The organism is Mesoplasma syrphidae (genome assembly GCF_002843565.1).
GTDB lineage: Bacteria > Bacillota_I > Bacilli_A > Mycoplasmatales > Mycoplasmataceae > Tullyiplasma > Tullyiplasma syrphidae.
The window spans coordinates 557,243-579,914 of sequence record NZ_CP025257.1; the positions used below are offsets into that span (position 1 = coordinate 557,243).

At 30.9% G+C, this 22,672-nt stretch carries 21 protein-coding genes, 1 tRNA gene and 1 riboswitch; all 22 genes read right to left on the reverse strand.

What is annotated here, in order from left to right; translation table 4 throughout:
• Window positions 1-69 precede the first annotated feature (69 nt).
• Window positions 70-1,356, reverse strand: a complete 1,287-nt coding sequence (gene tig, locus CXP39_RS02320; RefSeq protein ID WP_027048025.1) for a trigger factor — start codon at window positions 1,354-1,356, stop codon at window positions 70-72.
• Between the two features lie 35 nt (window positions 1,357-1,391).
• The gene (locus tag CXP39_RS02325; RefSeq protein WP_027048024.1) at window positions 1,392-1,688 is read right to left on the reverse strand and encodes an MMB_0454 family protein; all 297 of its coding nucleotides are present in this window, start codon (window positions 1,686-1,688) and stop codon (window positions 1,392-1,394) included.
• A 40-nt stretch (window positions 1,689-1,728) separates the two neighbouring features.
• On the reverse strand, window positions 1,729-2,283 hold the full coding sequence (efp, locus tag CXP39_RS02330) for an elongation factor P (protein ID WP_027048023.1): 555 nt from the start codon (window positions 2,281-2,283) through the stop codon (window positions 1,729-1,731).
• A gap of 72 nt (window positions 2,284-2,355) precedes the next feature.
• Window positions 2,356-2,874 carry an ECF transporter S component family protein gene (locus CXP39_RS02335; protein ID WP_027048022.1) on the reverse strand — a complete coding sequence of 173 codons (519 nt, stop codon included), beginning with the start codon at window positions 2,872-2,874 and terminating at the stop codon, window positions 2,356-2,358.
• Window positions 2,858-3,835: a methionyl-tRNA formyltransferase gene (gene fmt / locus CXP39_RS02340; RefSeq protein WP_027048021.1), complete on the reverse strand. Its 978-nt coding sequence runs from the start codon at window positions 3,833-3,835 to the stop codon at window positions 2,858-2,860. Before fmt ends, CXP39_RS02335 begins: the two co-directional genes overlap by 17 nt.
• On the reverse strand, window positions 3,828-5,951 hold the full coding sequence (locus CXP39_RS02345; protein WP_027048020.1) for a DUF2779 domain-containing protein: 2,124 nt from the start codon (window positions 5,949-5,951) through the stop codon (window positions 3,828-3,830). Before CXP39_RS02345 ends, fmt begins: the two co-directional genes overlap by 8 nt.
• 99 nt (window positions 5,952-6,050) lie before the next feature.
• Window positions 6,051-6,668: a hypothetical protein gene (locus CXP39_RS02350; protein ID WP_027048019.1), complete on the reverse strand. Its 618-nt coding sequence runs from the start codon at window positions 6,666-6,668 to the stop codon at window positions 6,051-6,053.
• A gap of 60 nt (window positions 6,669-6,728) precedes the next feature.
• Complete coding sequence (mnmA, locus tag CXP39_RS02355; protein WP_027048018.1) at window positions 6,729-7,856, reverse strand: tRNA 2-thiouridine(34) synthase MnmA; 1,128 nt, start codon at window positions 7,854-7,856, stop codon at window positions 6,729-6,731.
• An 86-nt stretch (window positions 7,857-7,942) separates the two neighbouring features.
• Window positions 7,943-9,499 carry an NCS2 family permease gene (locus CXP39_RS02360; RefSeq protein ID WP_051591846.1) on the reverse strand — a complete coding sequence of 519 codons (1,557 nt, stop codon included), beginning with the start codon at window positions 9,497-9,499 and terminating at the stop codon, window positions 7,943-7,945.
• 80 nt (window positions 9,500-9,579) lie between these two features.
• Window positions 9,580-9,674: riboswitch (purine riboswitch) on the reverse strand.
• 44 nt (window positions 9,675-9,718) lie between these two features.
• Window positions 9,719-10,819, reverse strand: coding sequence for a molecular chaperone DnaJ (dnaJ, locus tag CXP39_RS02365; protein WP_027048016.1), 1,101 nt, complete (start codon window positions 10,817-10,819; stop codon window positions 9,719-9,721).
• 51 nt (window positions 10,820-10,870) lie between these two features.
• Window positions 10,871-12,649 (reverse strand): molecular chaperone DnaK, encoded by a 1,779-nt coding sequence (gene dnaK, locus CXP39_RS02370; protein ID WP_027048015.1) that lies wholly within the window; start codon window positions 12,647-12,649, stop codon window positions 10,871-10,873.
• Between the two features lie 19 nt (window positions 12,650-12,668).
• Window positions 12,669-13,244: a nucleotide exchange factor GrpE gene (locus tag CXP39_RS02375; RefSeq protein WP_027048014.1), complete on the reverse strand. Its 576-nt coding sequence runs from the start codon at window positions 13,242-13,244 to the stop codon at window positions 12,669-12,671.
• Between the two features lies 1 nt (window position 13,245).
• A complete protein-coding gene (gene hrcA, locus CXP39_RS02380; RefSeq protein WP_027048013.1) occupies window positions 13,246-14,268 on the reverse strand; it encodes a heat-inducible transcriptional repressor HrcA in 1,023 nt (340 codons plus the stop codon).
• A gap of 53 nt (window positions 14,269-14,321) precedes the next feature.
• Window positions 14,322-16,466, reverse strand: a complete 2,145-nt coding sequence (locus tag CXP39_RS02385) for an ATP-dependent Clp protease ATP-binding subunit (RefSeq protein ID WP_051591845.1) — start codon at window positions 16,464-16,466, stop codon at window positions 14,322-14,324.
• A gap of 115 nt (window positions 16,467-16,581) precedes the next feature.
• On the reverse strand, window positions 16,582-17,466 hold the full coding sequence (locus CXP39_RS02390) for an MSC_0882 family membrane protein (RefSeq protein WP_051591844.1): 885 nt from the start codon (window positions 17,464-17,466) through the stop codon (window positions 16,582-16,584).
• Between the two features lie 2 nt (window positions 17,467-17,468).
• A complete protein-coding gene (locus CXP39_RS02395) occupies window positions 17,469-17,762 on the reverse strand; it encodes a TIGR04561 family membrane protein (protein ID WP_027048012.1) in 294 nt (97 codons plus the stop codon).
• Window positions 17,763-17,831: 69 nt separating this feature from the next.
• Window positions 17,832-18,575, reverse strand: a complete 744-nt coding sequence (gene nadE / locus CXP39_RS02400) for an NAD(+) synthase (protein ID WP_169733716.1) — start codon at window positions 18,573-18,575, stop codon at window positions 17,832-17,834.
• The gene (gene obgE, locus CXP39_RS02405; protein ID WP_027048010.1) at window positions 18,571-19,869 is read right to left on the reverse strand and encodes a GTPase ObgE; all 1,299 of its coding nucleotides are present in this window, start codon (window positions 19,867-19,869) and stop codon (window positions 18,571-18,573) included. Before obgE ends, nadE begins: the two co-directional genes overlap by 5 nt.
• A 21-nt stretch (window positions 19,870-19,890) precedes the next feature.
• Entirely contained in the window at window positions 19,891-21,414 is a 1,524-nt protein-coding gene (locus CXP39_RS02410) for an APC family permease (protein WP_027048009.1), read from the reverse strand.
• Between the two features lie 5 nt (window positions 21,415-21,419).
• Entirely contained in the window at window positions 21,420-21,734 is a 315-nt protein-coding gene (locus CXP39_RS02415) for a hypothetical protein (protein WP_027048008.1), read from the reverse strand.
• Window positions 21,721-22,485 carry a DUF3196 family protein gene (locus CXP39_RS02420; protein WP_027048007.1) on the reverse strand — a complete coding sequence of 255 codons (765 nt, stop codon included), beginning with the start codon at window positions 22,483-22,485 and terminating at the stop codon, window positions 21,721-21,723. The genes CXP39_RS02415 and CXP39_RS02420 overlap by 14 nt, the downstream gene beginning before the upstream one ends.
• 64 nt (window positions 22,486-22,549) lie before the next feature.
• A tRNA-Arg gene (locus tag CXP39_RS02425) sits at window positions 22,550-22,626 on the reverse strand.
• Window positions 22,627-22,672 lie beyond the last annotated feature (46 nt).

Here is a 22,672-nt window from a genome sequence, read left to right on the forward strand (position 1 = left end):
TATTAGCACTTTAATAGTCTTAGTGCTAATATAAAAACAAAGCCTTTCGACTTTGCTTATTTTATTATTCTACTTTCCGTTATTTTCGTATAAAAAGTCGTTTAATAAATCATTCAATAATTCAACCTTAATTTGATCAGGCTTAATAATATTTTTAATATAATCAATTTCAACTCCAAACTGAGATGCTAGATCTTGATATTTAGAATCAATTTGTTCTTCAGTTGCCTCAAACTTTTCTTTGGCCTTAATTTCTGAAGTCACTAAGTACCCCTCTAATTTAGCCTTAGCATCACCTAAAATCTCAGCTTCAATATCTTTATCAGTTAGTCCCGTTGCTTTTTTATAAGCCTTTAAAGTCAATCCTTGCTTTTGAACTTCTTGTTCAAATTCTTTTTTCATTTCCTGAACTTGACTATCAATTGCTGACTTTGGTAATTCAACTGTTGAGCCTTTAATGATTTCTCCAATAACTTCATTTACAAATTGAGCTTTCAATCCTTGAGCTTTTCTGGTTTGGAATTCATTTTTAATTTTCTCTTTTAATTGCTCAAAATTTTCAACCCCTGGAATATTTAAGTCTTTTGCCAATTCATCATCACGATTTGGTAAAATTCTTTCACTGATTGCTGTGATATTCAAAACAAACTTAGCTTCTTTACCAGCTAATTCTGGAGCATATTCAGTTGGAAAAGTTACAGATATTGCTTGATTATCGCCTAATCCTAAACCAATCATTGATGTTTCAAATCCTGGAATGAATTGATTAGACCCAATGATCAATTTATGTCCCTTAGCTTCTCCACCTTTAAAAGGAACATCATCAACATAACCTTTAAAATCAAAAGTAACAGCATCACCTTCAGCAATTTTAGCATCATTTGCTTTTGGTTTTTCCATTGCAAATTGCTGTTGATATTGAGTAATTGCTGTATCAATTTCTTCTTCTGTAACTTCTATACTTTGTTTTTCTACACTTTTAATTCCTGTATATTTTCCCAGTTTAATTTCAGGACGCAAATCAAAAAAGAAGTCAATAATAATTTCTTTTTCGCTTACTTTAAATGGCACTGGTGATGGAGAATTCATTGGTTCAATTTTCACATCTGAGTTACGAGCAAATTCAAATGCTGGTTGAATTGCCATTCTGAAACCTTCATTAAAAATTTTTGAAGGTGTTAAGTATTTATCAACTTCTTTTTGAGGTGCTTTACCCTTTCTAAATCCTGGGACTTCAACATTTGACTTCAATCTATTTTTAGCTTTTGTTAAAATTGTTGCTCACTCTTGACCATCAATTGTAACTGTTCATTTTCCCTGTCCTTGTTCAATTATTTTACTTTCTGCGAATTTCATTCTATTTTCTCCTTTTTCATATTTAATTTTCCATTTTATCTTCCGTATGCTACAGATATGTTTCTCGGTTTAATATTTAATGTTTGGGTGATAATATCTTCAACGTTTTTACTAATTAGCTTTTCTTCAAAAATAAAATCAGATGCTTGACCCTCAAATTTAATTTTAATCAAAATATATAATAAATTATCGTGATAAATTTCTGTAATTACTTCTATATTTGCAATGCTTGCTGAAGTTGAAGAAACTACTGTTGATTCAACTAGTTTATTTAAAGCGTATTGTTCAATATCTAAAGTTCCACGACTATTTCTTTCAATTGAAATATACATAATATTATCCTCCCTTTACTTTTTAATTAAATTTAACACTTTATGCTCTACCAGAATATTTACCATCAATAGTACTAATAAGCACTTTTGTTCCTTCATTTACAAATAATGGAACTTGAATTTCTAATCCTGTTTCAACAACTGCTTTTTTTTGAGCACCACTGGTTGTATCACCTTTAACAGCTGCTTCAGCAGAAGTTACTGTTAACTCAACTTTATCTGGTAAGGCAATTCCTAAAATTTCTCCATCATATTCTGCCATTTTAATCATTAATCCATCAATCAAAAATTTTGATTCTCATTCCAATTTTGTCATTGGAATTTGCACTTGTTCATAAGTTTCAGTGTCCATCAAGTATGCCTCATTACCATCATTATATAAATATTGCATATCTTTTCTTTCAATCATTGCCTTACCAACTTTGTCACCACCCGTAAATGTGATTTCAACACGAGCACCAGTACGCAAATTTTTAACTTTTACTGTTACTTTTCCTTGTTGTCTGCCAGTTTTTGAAAATGATTGATCAATAACTACAAAGATATTTCCTTCGTATAAGAATGTTGTTCCAGGACGTAAGTCATTTACTTGCATTATTAATATCTCCTTTTATTTTTTAGTCTAATTTATTATAACATTTTTCTAAAAAAAATAAGACTAAAAGTCTTATTGAGAGGTCTTATTGAATTCAAATAAATGCTTTCTAATATTCGGAGCACTTAAACCCTTATAAATTATGAATCCCACCAATATGGTAACTGCAAATTGGATTGAATCAGTAATTAAAGCCTTTATAATCACGGAATCACTAAACCCATAAACTAATCCCGTATAAGGTATATATATAAATACTAATGCAGCTGCAAATATGATTGTTCCATAAACCGTAAGATATTTGCTTAAACCTTTTATAATAATAAACATTAGCATATTTATTAAAATTGTCATTGGAATAAATATAAGTCCTCCTGCAATTGCATCAAGCATGGTTCCATAAATAATTCCAACTATTAATAGTGATGGTCCAGGCATTAAAGCACACAAAGCTAAATAAAATCCTGATGTTAGCTGAAAAAACCCGTCACTCGCTTTGAAAAAAATCGTCAAAAAAGAAACACACATTAAAACTGCGATATAAATACCTGTTAAAACTAAATACCTAGTATTTCTAAATCATGAGTTCACCAAAAACATCTCCCACTCTTAAATCCGTCAGTCGATTAGCAAAATATAAACCAGCACTAATCATTGTTTTACCTGATCTTTGAATCTCCAAAACTTTCAAAAAACCTTGATTAGTATGAATTATAATTCCTTCTCTATCCATTGCTACAATTTCTCCAGGTCTTTTGACATTAAGAGTTGTGGCAAAAAATTCGTCCGATCTTAACAATCGAGCTGATTTAATTTTATATCTTTCTGTTTTTAAATATGTATGGGCAATGGGTGTTGGTGCTAGCGCCCTAATATGGTTATTAATTTGTTTAGCACTTTGATATCAATCAATCATTTCTTCATTTGTAGTTATATTTCTAGATAATGTCACTTCTGTTTCATTTTGAGCTACAGGAACTAATTCCCGATTAGCAATTTGGAACAAGTATTTCTTAATCATATTTGCTCCTAGGACTCCCAATTTTTCAAACATTGTTCCTGCTGTATCATTTGGTTCAATCAAAACTGACTCTTGAATATAATAGTCCCCTGCATCCATTTTTTTTACCATTTTCATAATTGAAATTCCCGTTTTTGAATCCCCATTCTTAATTGCATACTGAATTGGTGCTCCGCCACGGTATTTTGGTAGTAAACTTCCATGAATATTAATTGCATCAATGTTTGGAATTTCTAAAATTTTGGTTGGAATGAATTGGCCATATGCGCAAGTTATAATAAAATCCGGATTAGCTTTTTTTATTTCTTCATATGATTCACTAATTTTAACTGGCTGAATAATCGGAATTCCATACTCCAGGGCCATCTTTTTAACAATTGTGGGAGTTAAAAGTTTTTTTCTTCCTACCTTTTTATCAGGTTGAGAAATCACCATTGCAACTTCAACATTTGGCATTTCTATTAAAGCTTTTAAAATATCAGCTCCAATTTGTGGAGTTCCACAAAAAACTACTCGCAAGCTATTAATCATTATGTTGTTCCTTTCATTGTTGATAAATTTCTAAAATACGCTGATAAATGACAACCATTGCCAACGTATCACGATTGCAATATTTTAGCATATCGGGCTTAATTTTTTCTTCTCAGGCAAGATCAGGAATTCTCCCATCAACATATTCACGAAATGTTTGAGCTGCCTTAGCTCCTTGATTAATTTTTAGGTCTTTATAAGAAAACTTTGGATCCAATGCTGGTTGAGTTTTTTTAATTGAGTAACTTCCATGAAAATCAGGATGATAGATTAAAAATCACGGTAAATCTTTTTTGTCATTTCCCTTAAAAAAATCCATTAAATCAACTGTATTTTGAATAATGTACATTAAGGGAATCGAATACTCTGGATAAATAAACGCTAAATATTTTAACACTGTTTTTTCAAATGAATCATTATAGGCAACATAAATTCCCGGTCCGTTGCTAAACATATCCTGAACAAATTTTTCAATAAAATGAGGACGAGGATCATGACAGTCATTTCCAATAAAGTCAAAATGCTTCATTGTTTCAGGATGATTATAATCAAAATCTTTATTAAAAATTACATCAATAGAATATTGAAAAGGTATTTGCTGATATCCAGCAGAATTGTCAAAATTTGGAATGGCTCATTTCACTGTTTCAAAATCATACATATAAATAATTTTATCTTCATATTTTGCTAGTTGCTGACTTAATTTATCAACCAAAGTGGGGTCAATAATTTTTGTGGCATCTGCAGTTATTTCATGACGATTTTTATAACTTTCAAAAATCCGATGATGCTTGTCCTTAAAAAATGACTTTCCACCAGCTTTTTGTGGAATTGAGGAATCAAACAAAGTTGCATAATCATCAAAATATGGTGACTTAGAATTTAAAATAATGTTAGCTTTTTGAGAAATTTTAAGACCTGTTAAACACATAAATGTTTCTCTGCTTAAATCAAATCACGGCATTACATGATTACAGTAAGGCATATTATTCTCATCATCAGTAGCAAAAATTCATTCATTCTTACGATTACGAATAATTCTTGTTTCACAAAATTCACTAGTAAAATAACCTTTAATTTCCTCAGCATTAAGAGCCAAAATATTTGTTAAATTTTGAAATAAATGATCCAAATTATAAAACGCCTTAAAATTTTCTAGTTCTTCTATCAGAGTTGCTCGTTTTTTACTTTTGCCATGAGAAAAACTGTCAATGTCAAAAAAGTCAAAATAATTTAAATCCGATTTATTATTATTTTTTGGAATTTTAATATCTGCTTTTAAAAATTCTAGTACTTCTTCATACTTGATTGTTTGAATGTTATCAAAAAAGTTTTTTGCTTCAACACTTAGAGAATCATGAATTACATTATTAAAGCGACCACGTAAATAATTATCTTTTAAGTGACAAATATGAATATTGTCAACAATAAAACCATTTTTTTCTAAAACATAAACTTGATAAACTAAATCATAAAAATGTTCTACTTTCACAGTAGAAGTTGCCTTAACTTCTATAATTTCAACATGCATGTTAGGTTTAATTTTTAAAATATCACAACGAGTTCTCAAATTCATATCATCAAATTCAAAAGCCGCTTCATAAATATAGCGGTATTTGTCAGTTTTATCTAAAGCATCATTTGTTAGCTCCACAGCCTGTTTAAAATTTGTAATATTTTCAAATGAAATTGTTTCCATTTCTTCATTCATCTTAATATTCATATCCGCATTAATTAAGTCAAAGTATTCTCTAGCAGCCTCTCCAACTGCGTTTCCATCCTCAATTGTCTCTCCCGCAAATTTTGAAATTTCAAAACCATTAGGATCAGCTCATAAATCATCTCAGCGTTTTAAAAATGCAACACGGTCGCTTTCATCCATATCATCTAAATTAGCGTATGTTTCATAAATATCGATTTGCGATGCGTCTTCATTAAAATTATCCTCAGATTCAATTTCATCCTTTATTGCATACTGAAAAATATGATTCTGTTTTCAGGCTAAAGCTTGAACAAAATTTTCCTTCGTTTTATAAATTCATGCTTTTTTAATACATTCTGACAATGCTGTTTTGAATGTTTCCTTTGAGATCCTAGTTTTAAATAATTGCTCCATTTGCTTCACCACCCTAAGTTTTTCTTTTCCCTGCTATTATTATATCTAATGTTTAGAAAAACTCTGCAAATAAAAAAGATAGCGAAGCTACCTTATCAATTAATCTTTTCTTCTTGTTGGTACAAATTTTTCAGTCATCTGTTTATTGATTTTTTCAATTTCTCGAAGGCGTTCATTTTTATTTACAGTTTTTGATGCTTGTTTAGCAGCTTTTAATTCCGCTTTTTCTTTTTCAGCAAATTCCTTTTCTCGACGCTTCTCTTCTTTTTTTAAAGCAAGTTTTTCTTCTTTAGTCAACTTAATGTCTTTTTCAGAAATTGCAATACGACGTTTTGCGTCTTCGAGCTCCAAAAGGGTATTGACAACTCACTCTGTACGATAATTCTTTTTATCCACTTTAGTTGTAATTCCCTCAATTTCATAGGCTCTCGTATCAATTATTTTTTGAGTTTTTGGTTCAACCAGCTCCACAATAACATCAAAAACATCACGATATTTATATTCTGCACCCTTGCGAGCAAAAACTTTTTCAAATTCAATTCTTAAATTTTTACGATTATCATTAGTGGCAATATACTCTTTAATTTTATTTCTTACCTCTTGATAACGTTTTGCTTTTTCTTTTTTGCTTGCTTTTTTTCCTGTAACCGTTGTAAAGATTACAAAAGCAATAACTACAATAAGTAAAATTATTAAAACAATTGTTGTTCCACCCATAAAAATCTCCTCCTAGTGCTAATTTACTTATATGATTATAAAGTAAAAAAGCATTTTTTTCTATCTCTTGACTGCTTCAATTGTTCCTCCACCCAAACAAATTTCATTTAAATAAAAAACTGCCTCTTGGCCTTCAGTTACGGCTTTAACTTTTTGGGGATAAGCTACACGATAAATGTCATTCTGCAGTTTATGCATTTTGACTTTAACATCAGGCTGTCGATATCTAAATTTAGCTGTACATTCAAAATTGCTAACATCATCAAAATATTTTGTAATATCAATTGTCCAATTAATTTCATTAACAATACATTCTTCTGACAATAAATAATTTTCATCGCTTGCGGGTGCAACATAAATAATTTTTTTATCTACATCTTTAGCAGCAACATAATATGGTTCGACCATACCCCCAAGATTTAGTCCTTTTCTTTGGCCTATTGTATAATACATTGCTCCAATATGTTGACCTAAAACTTTGTTAGTTTTGATATCAATAATTTCTCCTGGCTGATTAGAAATATAGTTTTGTAAAAATTTTGTAAACTCTCTTTCTCCAATAAAGCAAATACCTGTTGAATCTTTTTTATCAGCGGTAACTAATCCATTAACGGACGCTAAACGACGAATTTCTGATTTTTTTATTCCTTGCAAAGGAAACAATGTTTTTGATAATTGATATTGATTTAATTGACATAAGAAATATGTCTGATCTTTACTTTGATCGACTGCTCTAATCATTTCATATTGCTCAGTTTTTTGATTAAAATGGACACCCGCATAATGACCCATCGCTATATAATCAGCGTTTAAAGTATTTAAAGCATAGTCCAAAAACTTATCAAATTTAATATATTTGTTGCATAAAATATCTGGATTAGGTGTTCTTCCCTTTTGATATTCCTGGATAAAATACTCAAATACGTAATCTCAATATTCTTTAATAAAATCAATTCGATGCAATTTAATTTTTAACTTGTCAGCAACTGCTTTAGCATCAAAATAATCTTGCTCCTGAGTACAAATTTCATCTTGTGATTCAGAATTACCCATTACATCATTATTTGCAGCAGAATCTCAATTTCTCATAAAGAGACCTTCAACTTCGTACCCTTGTTGTAATAAAAGTAAAGCTGCAACAGATGAATCAACCCCACCACTAATTCCGACAATAACTTTCTTTTTCATATTTATTCCTTCTTGTTTTATATAAAATAAAAAATTGCTTTATAAAGCAATTTAATTTTATCATTTAATATTCACTTATAGCAAGACTAAACCTGCATAAATGCCAATGCAATCCAATAAACAATAAACAATAAGGCTAATGTCCACATTACAAATCCGATTTGTTTGGCACGTTTAGTAACTGCCATAACAAATACATATGAAATGGTTCCAATAGCAATTCCTTCAGCAATTGAATATGTTGTAATCATAAATACAATTACTAAGAAAGTTGTAAGCGCAAACTCTGGTTTTTTTCACTCCACATCTTTTAGTTCTGAAACCATCATCATTCCAATGTAAACACAAGCAGCCCCACTAACACAAACTGGGACAGCTCTAAAGATTGGAAATAATGCAATCGCAGCAAAGAATAAAATCCCATTTAGAATTGCTGCTAATCCTGTTCTAGCTCCTTGCTGAATTCCAGCTCCTGATTCAACATATGAGTTAACAGGTGACGTTCCCAATAAAGCCCCAACAACAGTTGCTCCTGAATCAATTACCAATGCTTTGTGAGGAATTTCCTTATGTTGATTGGTATATCTATTTAGTTGATTACTCATTGCAGCTATTGTTCCCGTTGCATCAAAAAAGTTCATAATCACGAATACAAAAATTGAAACATAAGTAATCGGATTAGTTCAAATTTTGGAGTTAGTAAATTGAGACCAAGTATTTTCCAAGTTTGTATTAAAACCTTTAAAATCATAGGATCAAGCATTTCCATCTAATCGAAAATTTGAGTTTGCTAAAGCTCCATTATTAGAAACAAGAGCATGACTATTTGGCAAAGTATTTGCAATAATAATTGCCACAGTTGCCATACTTAAAATTCCAATTGCAACTGCACCAGGAACCTTTTTAAAATGTAATATAAGAATTATTCCTAAGCAACCCATCCCCAATAAAATCGGGATAAAATTTGTCTTAAATGATGCCAAAGCAGCTGATGGTATACTGCTGGCTTCGGCAGTTTTGTACCACCCCATATTTGCTAATCCAACATAGGTTATAAAAAATCCAATACCAATTGCAAATGCAATCATTAAACCTTTTGGCATTGCTTTAATGATAATTGTTCGTAACGGTGTTATAGAAATAATCGTAAATATAATCGATGATATTAGTACAACAATTAATCCCCCTTCATAACCTAATCCTCTATTGGCAATGTTGAAGGTAAACATTGCATTCATTCCCATACTGGTTGAAACTGCAATCGGAACATTTGCAAACAATCCCATTACAATTGATGCTATTCCTGAAGCAATTGCTGTTGCTAAAAAAATTCCAAAGTAGTTCATTTTTGCTAGTTCAGAATTAATAGAATTTGACTCTCCCAAGATTGATGGATTTAGCGACAAAATATAAATCAAAGATAAGAAAGTTGCTAGCCCTCCTCAAATCTCTTTTTTCATTGTTGCTCCCAAAGTATCAAATTTAAAATATTTTTCAATAGCGGCAATTCCACGATTGTTACTAAATTTGAAATTTTGGGCATTGCGAATTGCTGTTTGTTCTGAAGTTTCTGTTCCAAAATCAGGAAAGCTGTCTTCTGATAATTTTGATTGATTTAGTGTTTTTTTATTTTCTAAATTCATGGTGCCCTTTCAATGTATAAAAATAATAAAAAAACAAGAAAAGAAAAAACTAACATCTGTAATTCATACGAAAACACAGCTTTGTTAGCTTTATAACTCATAATCTTACATCGGTGCAAGGTAGAGACTCCTGCCCATTATGCAGGATTATATAAGTTTTCTTATTAAGTTTATAAATTTATTTTACATTAAACTTATAAACTTTGGCATTTAGAAATACTATTCTAATATATTTCTTGTTTTGAAATCTGTTTCTTGTTCAATTTTTTCAAAAAGTTCTTTTTCCTTTTTAGAAATTGAGGTTGGCACAGCAATATTAACTTGAATTACAAGATCTCCTCGTTTTTCATGTTTAGTATCTTTATAAAGACCACGATTTGGAACTTTTATTTTTTCACCAGAATTAATTCCTTTAGGAACTTTAACCTTAATTTGTCCTTCGTAGGTATCGATTGTTATTTGGTTTCCCAAAATTGCATCTAAGTAACTAATATTATATCTCATCAACACATCTGAACTACCAAGTATTGAGAATGTTTTTGAAGATGCAACTTTAATATTTACATATATATTTCCATTTGGCCCCTCTGTTTCACAAGCATGACCATATCCTTGCAAAATCATTTGTTGCCCTGGACGCATTCCACGGGGTACCGGAATATCAATTGAACGCTTACGTTTAGTTTTACCATGCCCATTACAATCACGACATTTGTTATCGATACGTTTTCCCATTCCGCGACATTCAGGACAAGTAGCTTGTGATTGAAACTGGAATGGTCCCATCTGTTGATGGCTTAAGATTGTTCCTTTTCCACCACAACGTTGGCATGTATGAATATCTGAAGCATTTGGTGCTCCAATTCCATTACATAGCTGACATTTTGTTAATAGATTTAAGGTTACCTCACGATTAGCACCAAACATTAATTCTTTAAAATTTAATGTTAATTCAATGACAATGTCTTCTCCGCGCGCGGGCCCACGACGTTGTTGTTGATTAGTACCAAACATATCCCCAAACATATCTCCGAAAAATGAAGATCCACCTCCAAAGAAGTCTTCAAATCCTGAAAAACCACTACCAGCTTGACCATCAACACCAGCATGTCCAAAACGATCATATTTCTCACGTTTTTCAGCATCTAATAAAATCGATGCTGCCTCATTAATTTCTTTAAATTTTTCTTCAGCATCTTGAGCCTTATTAACATCTGGATGATATTGTTTTGCTAATGTTCGATAAGCCTTCTTTATTTCCTGTTCAGTAGCAGTTTTACTAACTCCTAAAACTTCATAGTAATCTCTTTTTTCTGCCATAAAATTACCTTTCTATAAATTAAAAACTAACCAATGTTAGTTTTTAAAATTTTAATTATTTTCTGAATTGTCAGAATTATCTGAAGCTTCAGGCGTTGATTGTTGGTTTGCAAAATCTGCAGCAGCTGTCATTGCTTGCTCTAATTCTTGCATTTTTTGTTCTAATTGAGAATAGTCTTCTTTTTCTAATAATTCTTTAATTTCTGAAATCATTTTTTCAGATTCAGTTTTTTGTTCAGCTGGAATTTTATCTCCTGCTTCAGCAATACTTGATTCCATAATATTGATATAACTTTCAGCTTTATTTTTCAATTCAATTTGTTTACGTTTTAGTTCATCAGCTTCAGCATTATCTTGTGCTTCTTTGATCATTTTTTCAATTTCTTCATCACTTAACGAACCTGAATTAGAAATTGTAATTGTTTTTTCTTCATTAGTTTGCTTATCTTTGGCAGTAACACTTACAATACCATTAACATCAATTTTAAATGTTACTTCAATTTGTGGAGTTCCTTTTGGAGCTGGTTTAATTCCAGTTAATTGGAATTGTCCTAATGATTTGTTATCAGCTGCCATTGGTCTTTCACCTTGTAAAATATTAATATCAACTGCTGGTTGGTTATCAACTGCTGTTGAAAAAATTTGCGATTTCTCTGTTGGGATTGTTGTATTTCTCTCAATCAACTTAGTAAATACCCCTCCCATTGTTTCAATTCCTAATGATAGCGGAGTTACGTCTAATAATAAAACGTCAGTTACATCTCCAGCTAAAACTCCTCCTTGAATTGCTGCTCCCATAGCAACAACTTCATCTGGGTTAATGGTACGGTTAGGTTCTTTTTTCAATAAAGACTTAACTAAAGCTTGAACAGCTGGAATTCTTGTTGATCCTCCAACTAGTAAAATTTCATCAATGTCGGATGCTGATAATTTTGCAGCTGATAAAGCATCCTGAACTGGCTTAGAAGTTCTGTCAACTAATGATTTAGTTAACTTGTCAAATTCGCTTCTAGTTAGTGTTGTAGAAAATGAAACAGGTCCTGCTGCATTCATTGCGATAAATGGTAAGTTAATTTCAACTTCCAATTGTGAAGATAAGTTAATTTTTGCCTTCTCAGCTTCATCTTTCAATCTTTGCAATGCCATTTTTTCATTTTTTAAATCTACGCTTGATTCAGCCTTAATTTTTTCAACAAGTCAGTCAATAATTTTTTGATCAAAGTCATCTCCACCAAGTTTGTTATCTCCACTTGTTGATAAAACTTCATATGTTCCATCTGCTAATTCTAAGATAGAAACATCGAATGTTCCTCCTCCTAAATCATAAACTAACACTTTTTGTTCTTTGTCTTGTTTATCTAATCCATAGGCCAATGCTGCTGCAGTTGGTTCATTGATAATTCTCTCAACATCTAACCCAGCAATTTTTCCAGCATCTTTAGTTGCTTTACGCTGAGCATCATTAAAGTAGGCAGGAACAGTAATTACTGCCTTAGTAATTTTTTCTCCCAACTTATCTTCAGCATATTTTTTCATATATCTTAATATTTCAGCTGAAATTTGTTCTGGTGTATAGTCTTTATTATTTACATGAACTTTTTCAGCTGATCCCATTTTTGATTTAACTGAAATCACCACATTTGGATTAGTAACTGCTTGACGTTTTGCTGCTCCTCCAACAATAATATCTTCATTTTTAAAAGCTACAACAGAAGCTGTTGTTCTTTGTCCTTCAGGGTTTTCCAAAATAATTGGTTGTCCACCCTCCATCACTGAAACAACAGAGTTAGTTGTTCCTAAATCAATTCCTATAATTTTTTCCTTAGCCATAATATATTTCTCCCTTTTTCTATTTTGCTACTTTCACAAGTGCATGTACTAAAACTCGATCATGAATTTTATATCCGTTACTGATAATTTCAATAATTGTGTTTTCAGAAAACTTTGTTCCTTCAACTGCTTCATTAGCATTATGAATTTGATCATCAAATTCATCTCCGGGTTTTACATCAATTAAAGTAATTCCATTATTTTCGAGTGCCTGTTCCATTTGACGAACAACCATTTCGAAACCCGTTAAATAATTTTTAAAAGCTTCATTTCCTTGCAAACTTTCAACTACCTTTTTCAATAAATCAATTGGTTTAATAAGTTCCATCGCCAAGTCACTCGCTCCATATTTGCGAATCTCAATTAGCCTTTTTGTATTAAACTTATTCAAATTATCAATGTCTGCTGCTCTTAACAATTTTTGTTCATTTAATTGTTGATTAAGTTCTGCAATTAAATCGTCTTTTTCAGCTAATACCTGATCTGTATTCAAAATTTCATCGATAGTTTCAACAGTTTCATTTTCATTATTATTCAAGCTATCATCATTTAAATTTTCTTGAATATTTTCGTTCTTTTTATTTTTTTCAGCCATGTTATGTATCTCCATTTCCATTAATAATATCAATCAACATTTCAATTAATTGATTTGCCTGTGAATAATCAACACGTTTTGGTCCAACAAGTGTTAATGACGTTGTAGTACCATCTTTAGTAATAAATTCAGTTCCTAAAATTGCAATATCATCATTGTCATCTGATATTTCTGAGCCAATCTTAGTGCTAATTTTATTCTTTTGCTGATTTGATTCATATGTTACTTCATATCAATCAAATGGCGATATTTTATCCATTAAATTAATAATATTTTTAATCTTTTGAGTATCATTAAACTCGGGATTTTCTAGCATATACTTCATTCCAAAAATCTCTTTTTTTTCATCTTTGCCTTGCAAAATTGTTTTTAAAAAAGTTTGCAAAACATATTCATAATTTTTCACACTCTCTTCAAGAATTGGTTTAATAGTTTCAGCCATTGCCTCAATTTCTTGAATATTTGTTTCAATTAAGTTATCAGAAAACAATTTAATTGAAATCGCTAAATCATTTAATGAGACATTTTCCAAATTGAAAACTTTCTTTTGAATTGTTCCATTTGATAAGACAAAGATCACAGAAGCCATTGTATTTGAAAGTGGCACTAAATCTATTTTCTTTAAAACCACATCATTTAAATTTTCCTTTTTAGAAACAATTGCCGTCATCTTAGTTAATTCGCTAATAATCTTTGAAGCCTCATCTAATACATTATCAATTCCAATTCCACGGGAATGAAAGATAGTTTTTAAATACTCCTTCAAATCCTCATTTTCAGTTCGCTCCATTAAATAATCAACATAGTAACGATAACCATTAGTCGATGGAATTCTTCCTGAAGATGTATGTTGTTTTTCTAAGTAACCTTTTTCTTCTAAAATTGCTGAATCATTACGAATTGTCGCTGAAGAAATGTTAATTCCCAAAAGCTCTAAAATACGCTTCGAACCAACCGGTTGATTTTTATCAATGTAGTCTTTGATAATTACTTTTAAAATTAAGGATTGTCTTTCCGTTAGCATTTTATCACCCAATCTATTAATATTTTAGCACTCTTAAATCTATATTGCTAATTTTAATTTAATTTCAGTGAATTTTCAAGCACAAACTCATTTGATTGATTTACGTCAATTACATATTTTTTATTTTCTTCAATTGTTCCTTGAATAATATTTTTTGCCAACAGAGTTTCAATATTTTTTTCAATAAAACGCTTAATCGGTCTTGCACCATATTGTCTATCAAATCCTTCATTTAAAATTTTGTCCTTTGTTGCTTGTGAAAATGAAACTAAATAGCTTTTATCTTTTTCTAAGCGAATCTTTAACTCGTTTAACAGTTTTTCAATTATTTCATTTACAACTTCTTTTGATAATGGATTAAACATTACGATATTATCAATTCTGTTTAAAAATTCAGGACGAAAATGTTGTTGAAGTTGCTTATTGATTAACTCAATATTGATTTCTTCTGGTTTTGTGGCATTTAACATATATTCGCTTCCCAAATTTGATGTCATTATAATAATAGTATTTTTAAAATCTACCGTTTTGCCTAATGAGTCTGTAATACGCCCCTCATCTAACACTTGTAAAAGCACATTAAAAACATCTGGATGAGCTTTTTCAACTTCATCAAAAAGAATAATTGAATAGGGATTTCGACGAACAGCTTCAGTCAATCGTCCCCCTTCTTGATACCCAACATAACCTGGAGGCGCTCCAATTAATTTAGATACCGATTGTTTTTCCATATACTCGCTCATATCAAATCTAATCATTCGTTTTGGTGAATTAAACATTAAATCTGCTAGTGAACGAGCGACTTCTGTTTTTCCAACTCCTGTCGGACCCAAAAATAGAAATGAGCCGATTGGTTTTTCAGGATCTTTGATTCCACTTCTACTTCTTAAGATTGCTTCTGAAACTACTTCTAGAGCTTCATCTTGACCCTTTACAGATTCTCTTAAAATGCTATTCATTTTTAAAAGCTTATTTTTTTCACCCTCAACTAATTTATCAACTGGAATTCCAGTTCAACGAGCCACAATTTTAGCAATGTCCTGTTCTGTCACTTCCTCACTTAACATTTTATTATTAGATGCTTTTTCTGCATCTACCAACTGTTTTTCAACTGCTGGAAGTAGTGAGTATTGAATTTCTCCTGCGCGTTGATAGTTACCTTCAGTTTGAGCCTTTTCAAGGTCGTTACGTAAATTTTCAATAGTTGACTTATATGAATTAATTTTATTCAATTCAGCCTTTTCTTTTTCTCATTCGTCATTCAAAATAACTTGACGCTCCTTCAAACTTTTTAATTCTTCTTGAGCTTCATTCAAACGTTCTTTAGACTTATCATCTTTTTCTTTTGAAAGTGCAGAACTTTCAATTTCTAACTGCATAACTTTTCGATTAATTTGATCTAATTCAGTTGGAACTGAGGCTAACTCAGTTTTAATTGTAGCTGATGCTTCATCAACTAAATCAATTGCTTTATCAGGTAAAAAACGATCAGCAATATATCTTGAAGAAAGCTCAGCTGCAGCTACAATGGCATTATCATGAATTCTAACTCCATGATATGTTTCAAAACGATCTTTTAACCCTCTCAAAATTGATATTGTTTCTTCAGAAGTGGGTTCTTGAACCAGCACTTTTTGAAAACGTCTTTCCAAAGCCGCATCTTTTTCGATATATTCTCGATATTCATTTAAGGTGGTTGCTCCGATGGCTTTTAATTCTCCTCTTGCCAACGCTGGTTTTAGTAGATTAGAGACATCCATTCCATTTCCACCACCTGTTTTACCAGCTCCAACGATTAAATGTAACTCATCAATAAATAAAATTATTTCACCATTTGATTGCTTAATTTCATTAACAATTCCTTTAACACGAGATTCATAATCTCCTAGATACATCGCCCCAGCCATTAAACTTCCCATATCAAGTTCCAGGATTTTTTTATCTTTTAGAATTGCTGGAACATCTCCTTTAACAATACGTTGAGCAAGACCTTCAATCACGGCTGTTTTACCAACACCAGGTTCTCCAATTAAAACTGGATTATTTTTAGTTTTTCTAGATAAAATACGTATAATTCGCAAGATTTCTTCATCTCTTCCGATTATGGGATCAATTTTTCCATCACGAGCATTTTTAGTCAAATCTCGAGTATATTTTTTTAATGCGTCTACTTCTTTTCCCTTTTCTTGAAATTCCATAATAATACCTCCATTAATTTGAATTTATTTAATTCTTAAATATTTTATCTTTAAAAATTGGCAAAGTCAAGGGTTGAGTGCTAATTAAAAAAGCAGCTTTTGAATACTGCTTTTTTTAAATAAATGGTAGTATTTTTTTACCAGAACGTTTTCTAATAATCATCATTGGAATAACAACGAAACACAAAATAACTGCCAAGAAACCAAAAAATATAATTAGGCATGTACGATTAGCACGTTTTCGCAATTCTTTTGTTTCTTCAAAAGGGACAATATCATAACCATAATAAACATCAATATTTCCTTTTCTCAAACGCGTAAAGATTAGCGATAAAGATTGAATAATTAAAGTTATTATTAATACACAAATCATAATAATTATTTCTGTATTCATTTCTAGCGGATTTTGATTATTTTTTGTAGCTGCCTTAATAGCATACATTATTCCAATAGTAATTGCTCCAAAAAAATAAACAGAAAAAGCAATTCAGTTTACATAATATGGTCTTGTTACCAATGACTTATAGTTTCGAATTAAAAAATGAGGAATTTTCTCTTTTCCCATTAAGATGTCACTTTTATAGCGTTTAACATCTAAAATAATGTGACGATAATCAACAAATGCAATCATTAAACAAAAAACTCCAAATCCTAATAAAAAAAACATTCCTACAGGCGATGGGATATACTCATCAGCAATATTTAAAAAATTATTACCATCCTTTTTAATCATCGCTAAGCCAATAAAAAAAGCTGCCACAAATGAGCATAACATTCCCAGCAAGTTAATTCCAAAGATTCTATATTTTTCTAAACGAATTTCTTTAGCAATTTCATTTGGAATCTCAACAGCGTCTAATTCTTTCTTTGTAAAATTAGGTGTCAGTTCTTTTACGTGATGATTTTGATTATAACGGCCTCTAAAATTATTTGAACGAGCAAGTGATGGGTTTGACTGTTGATTACTAGTTATATCAAATTCTTGTAATGAGTTATCCATATTTATTCTCCTTGATGTTCTATTTTAGTTAATTCTTTACGGTCTTTAATAATTGATGCAATTTCAGTGTCGATATTAGCTTTTGATGCTTCCAAAGTAGTAATTTTAATGAACTGCTCGTCATTAACTTTGGTTGCCTTTTTTAATTCATTTTTGCGCAAAAATAAATTTAATAAATAAATCAATAGTGCAAATCCTGCCAAAATTACAAATGTATAAAAGATTAGTGCAAATGAAATTGGAATTCCAAAAATATTGATTCCTGCATCAGGATTATTTAAAATACCTAAAATCATTTTTACCACCTACAATTTGTTTATATATATTATTTTATCATTTAAACAAAAATAACAACCACTTGGTTGCTATTTTTGTTCTCTTTTAAATTCTAAAGGTGTAATTGCAATATTACGTTTATGTTCACTTATCTTGTGCAAATGATCAATTCTTGTTTTCAAACCTTGATTGGTATTTTGTCCCAATAAATACTGATCAATTTCTTCATAGGAATAGCCAATTTCTTTTTCATCAGTTTGACCTTCTCATAATCCCGCAGTCGGAGCACGCTCAATAATAGAAGTTGGTACATTCAAAATTTTTGCAGCTGCTCTAACTTCGCTTTTTAATAAGTGAATAATTGGAACCGCATCTACTCCACCATCTCCAAATTTTGTAAAATATCCCATGTGTCATTCATTTAAATTATCAGTTCCTAAAACCAAATATTCATTTGTTTGAGCCAAAGTGTAAAGTGTTGTCATTCGTAAACGAGCCTTAGCATTTGCAAGTGCTAAAACTGAATTTTCATTAATTTCATTAATTGTTGTCTTAAATTGCTCAAAAGTTGCCTTTAAATCAACACTAACTGCCTTTAAATTATTTTTTTCAATTAGTTCTTCGGCACAATCGAAATCTTCTTGACTAGAATTAATTGGCATCCATACTGTTAAATAGTTATCGGGAAATGCCTTTTTGGCAAGATTCGCAACAACAGCCGAATCAATTCCTCCCGAAATTCCAACAATTACTCCCTTAGCATTTGCTTTTTTGACTGTTTGTTGAATAAATTCAACTAAGTAGTCCAAATAATTTTCTAATTTCATGTTAATCCATTCACTCCATTTCATATTCAAAGACTTTTACAACGTCTCCTTTTTGAATACCACGTTCACGTAGTTGTTCATAAACTCCAATATTTTTTAACTTTTCATTGAACAATAACAAGTTATCATGCGTTCAAATTGGTAATTTTTGATAAATTTTAAAAACTGTATCTCCAGCGATTTCTCAACGACCATTTCCACGATTAATAACTTGAATGTCTTCCTCTTTTTCATCAAAAGTATAAATTTTAACATCGGAGGCAATTTCCCCATCCATCTCTCATAAAGGAATATACTTGGCGGTTTCCAATTGTTTGGCAATGGCTAATAACAATTCTTGTGTATTGCCTTTATTGATTCCAGATACTTGAATCAAATTTTTATCTTTAAAATACTCAATAATTTCTTCATCCATCATATTAATTTGGGCTTCATCAAGATCCATTTTATTAGCTACAATAATTTCTGGTCGCTGATCTATATTTAAATTATACTCACGCAGCTCTTTACGAATCAATTCGTAGTTTCTAATAATATTTTCTTGACCATAATTACCTGACATATCAATTACATGACAAATAACACGACATCTTTCAATATGTTTCAAAAATTGATGACCAAGTCCTCTTCCTAAACTTGCTCCTTCAATTAATCCTGGTAAATCAGCAACTGTAAATGTTTCACCATTAATAGTTTTTGCTACTCCCAATTGAGGATTTAAAGTTGTGAAAGCATAATCAGCAACCTCTGGTTTTGAATTTGAAATTGCGCGCAATAATGTTGATTTACCAGCATTGGGTAATCCTACAAAACCAACATCAGCTAAAACTTTTAGCTCTGCGCGAACTTGATATTCATCGCCAAGTTCTCCTGCCTCAAAAATAGTAGGTGCCTTATTACGTGAGTTAGCAAAACGGGCATTTCCTTTACCACCTTTACCGCCTTTGGCAACAATAATCCGTTTTTTATCTTCATCCAAATCCGCTAAAATTAAGCCAGTGTTAATATCAATTATTAATGTTCCCACTGGAACTCTAACTATGCGATCTTCTCCATGAGCACCATGCATATTTTTAATGTCACCTTTACCACCATCTTGGCCAGCATAAGTTTTTTGAAGTTTTAAATCCAATAAAGAATGTTTACCACCATCGGCTTCAAAAATGACATCTCCACCTTTACCGCCATCACCACCATTTGGACCTCCATTCGGAACAAAAAGCGCGTGATGGAAACTTACTGCACCATCTCCACCTTTACCAGCTTTTATACTAAATTTAGCAGTATCGATAAATTTCATTGCTTTTCCTCCTTTGGAATTTTAATCTTTATATTCTTTATATATTTTACTTGGTTTATCCTTGTTAATTTCAGTTAACTGCTCATTTTTGCAATTATTTTTGGATTTATTCAAAAGAATTTCGTTAATGGTAAATATTCCTAAGATCACTACAATAATAACTCCAAAAACAATTGCTAAAACTGCGTCTTCAGTAAAGTAATTATAGAATGAATACCCACATAAAATGCTTAAAGTAGTGATTGCATACGTTGAGCAAGCAAAAAAGACTCATGTTTTAACTTTATCTACTGAAACTTTTTTGCTAAAACGATTTTTGACAGCTGCAATCACTAAAACAAGATACAAAAAGAAATCCAACATTGAGGCCACATTGCTAATTTGATCATACAAAAAGGTCGGTTGATTTTTTACTAAAATTGAAGTTGCTACCATCGGAATATAAAAAACAACCGAAATTAGCATTTGTAAAATGCCTGCTGTAGTACGTTTAATTTTTTTATTATTAAAAAATAATAAGCCTTCATTAATATCAGTATGTGCAAAGTTGGGGCCAATTAAGGTATAACTATTTAACCCCAAAAAAGATACCATAACCAAAATAACATTTGCCGTTAAAATTGATGCTTGACGAACACTAGGATTGATATTCTCAATGTCTTTGAATCCATTAAACATATATTCAAAAAAACCCACAACTGATCCATCTTTTGATCCTAAGAATAATGCTGCTGCTAGTAATGCATAGAAAAATGCAACAAAAATAACTCCAGATAAAATTGCTTTTGATACGATTGATTTATTTTGAGTTTCCGCTTGCATGTTTGCTGCATAGACAAATCCAGTAAATGCAAAAAAAATTGGTGAAAATCCCGCTAAAATCATTGCTCCATTGATATTTTCAAATGATGTATTTCATGATGGCAATTCTCCACCATTTCCCGGAATTGCATTTTGAGTGTTAAAAATAACTCCTCATATTCTGTCTGGAATAAATAGGGCAATGAATACTAAAAGCAAAGGAATAAATTTTAAAAATGTACCATAAATTTGAACTTTTTTGCCAGCCATTCTTTTATAAGAATTTACATAAGCTGACAAGGCTAGCATAAAAATCCCACACCCCAAAAAAATTAGCAGTTGATTAGATTGTTGAAGTTCAGCTCCAGCTGCAGTAATGACATATTGAACAATCAAAATTGCAAAAAAACCATAGTTGACTGGCAAATAAATAAAGATATAAAACAGTGATGCCATTGAAGCTAATCTTCGTCCTATAAAAATATTAATTCAAGCAGCAACTGTTCCATTCCCGGTTTTCAAAGTCGATGAGGCAATTTCTAAAAAAACAATCATTAGAGAAACTACAATTGTTCCCATAAATATTCATAAAATAATTGCTATATAAGGATTCTGAACTATATTTAAAACGTGTCCAGCTCCATTATCGTTCTTAACATAAATGCCAACGCCAACCATGGTTCCAACTACAGTTGTAAAAATTGTTAAAAATTCAAATAATTTTAAATTTCTTTTCTCTTTCACAATTACTATTTCCTCTCTATATTTAAGGTGTTGAAGCATTCAGCGCATAAAAAAGTCGGCTTCAAAATTTCTGAATTTTGATCATCAAATTTTTGTCATTGTTGCAAAGGCTTTTCAATTAAAGATTCCACCTCTTGATCTGTTAAAGTTTTATATTGTTGCTTAATTAAACGACCTATTGGAATAGGGCCGTCTTTTAAAACTAGAATAATTTCAGGAGACTCACATAAAGAGCATCCAATCCCAAAAGCTTGAACCATCAAATCATTGTAATCATTAAAATTTTCATAATCCTTAAGTTCAAAATTAATTTGTTGCATTTTCCAAAGCCCCGCTTTCTTTAATTTGTTGGATATATTGCTTAGTAACTTCCAAGTCAATTTTAAATCACTTAGTTGTTTCTTCTATTTTATAATCCAAACCAGACATTTCATGGGCTAAATAAATAATTGCTGCTGCTGCCTCATGAGTTTGCTCTAAAGCTACTTTGGGAAAACTATAGAAAAAATATAAAAATAAACTTGTAGTCGCTATTTCAGCTAATGAAGGATTTTCCTGTCCCAAGGACTGATCAACTATACTTTTAATTGCTTGAATCTCCTTATCAATTTTTTCAACACTTAGCTCAATTGGATTAATAGTAAAATGCTCACTGTTTTTAAACATTTCCAATTCCATATCAAAATCTTGTTTCAATAAAGCAAATAGCAAAAAAGTTTTATTTTGAGATGCAACTTTTGGATTTAATAAGTATTTTTTTATATCATCAACAATTAAACGAATATTGACTTTATCAATATTATTAATCGCTATTGTTTGACTAATTATGTCATTTTCATTATTCAACATTTTTTGAATATTTTCAATACTGAAAGTTTGAGCACCACTATTTTTAATCAAGCCGTCACTTAAATTTAAAATTTGCTTTTTAAATTGCAACAGTTTCAATTCAACCTCAGCAGGAATATATGGCATAGCTAATTCTTGACTAATTATAGTCATTGCTTGATGATAATCACTATTATTAATTAACTCACTAATTTCGAGAATTATCTCGTCATAAAAATTCATATAACTTCCTCTTTCCGTTTAATAAATAAAAAATCATGCCTAAGCACGACTGTCTTTTCTAAAGTGGTGCCCACGAGAAGGCTCGAACTTCCGACCTCACGCTTAGAAGGCGCGTGCTCTATCCAACTGAGCTACATGGGCATAATTAATTCCATAATAAAAATATACCATTTTTATTATGGAATTT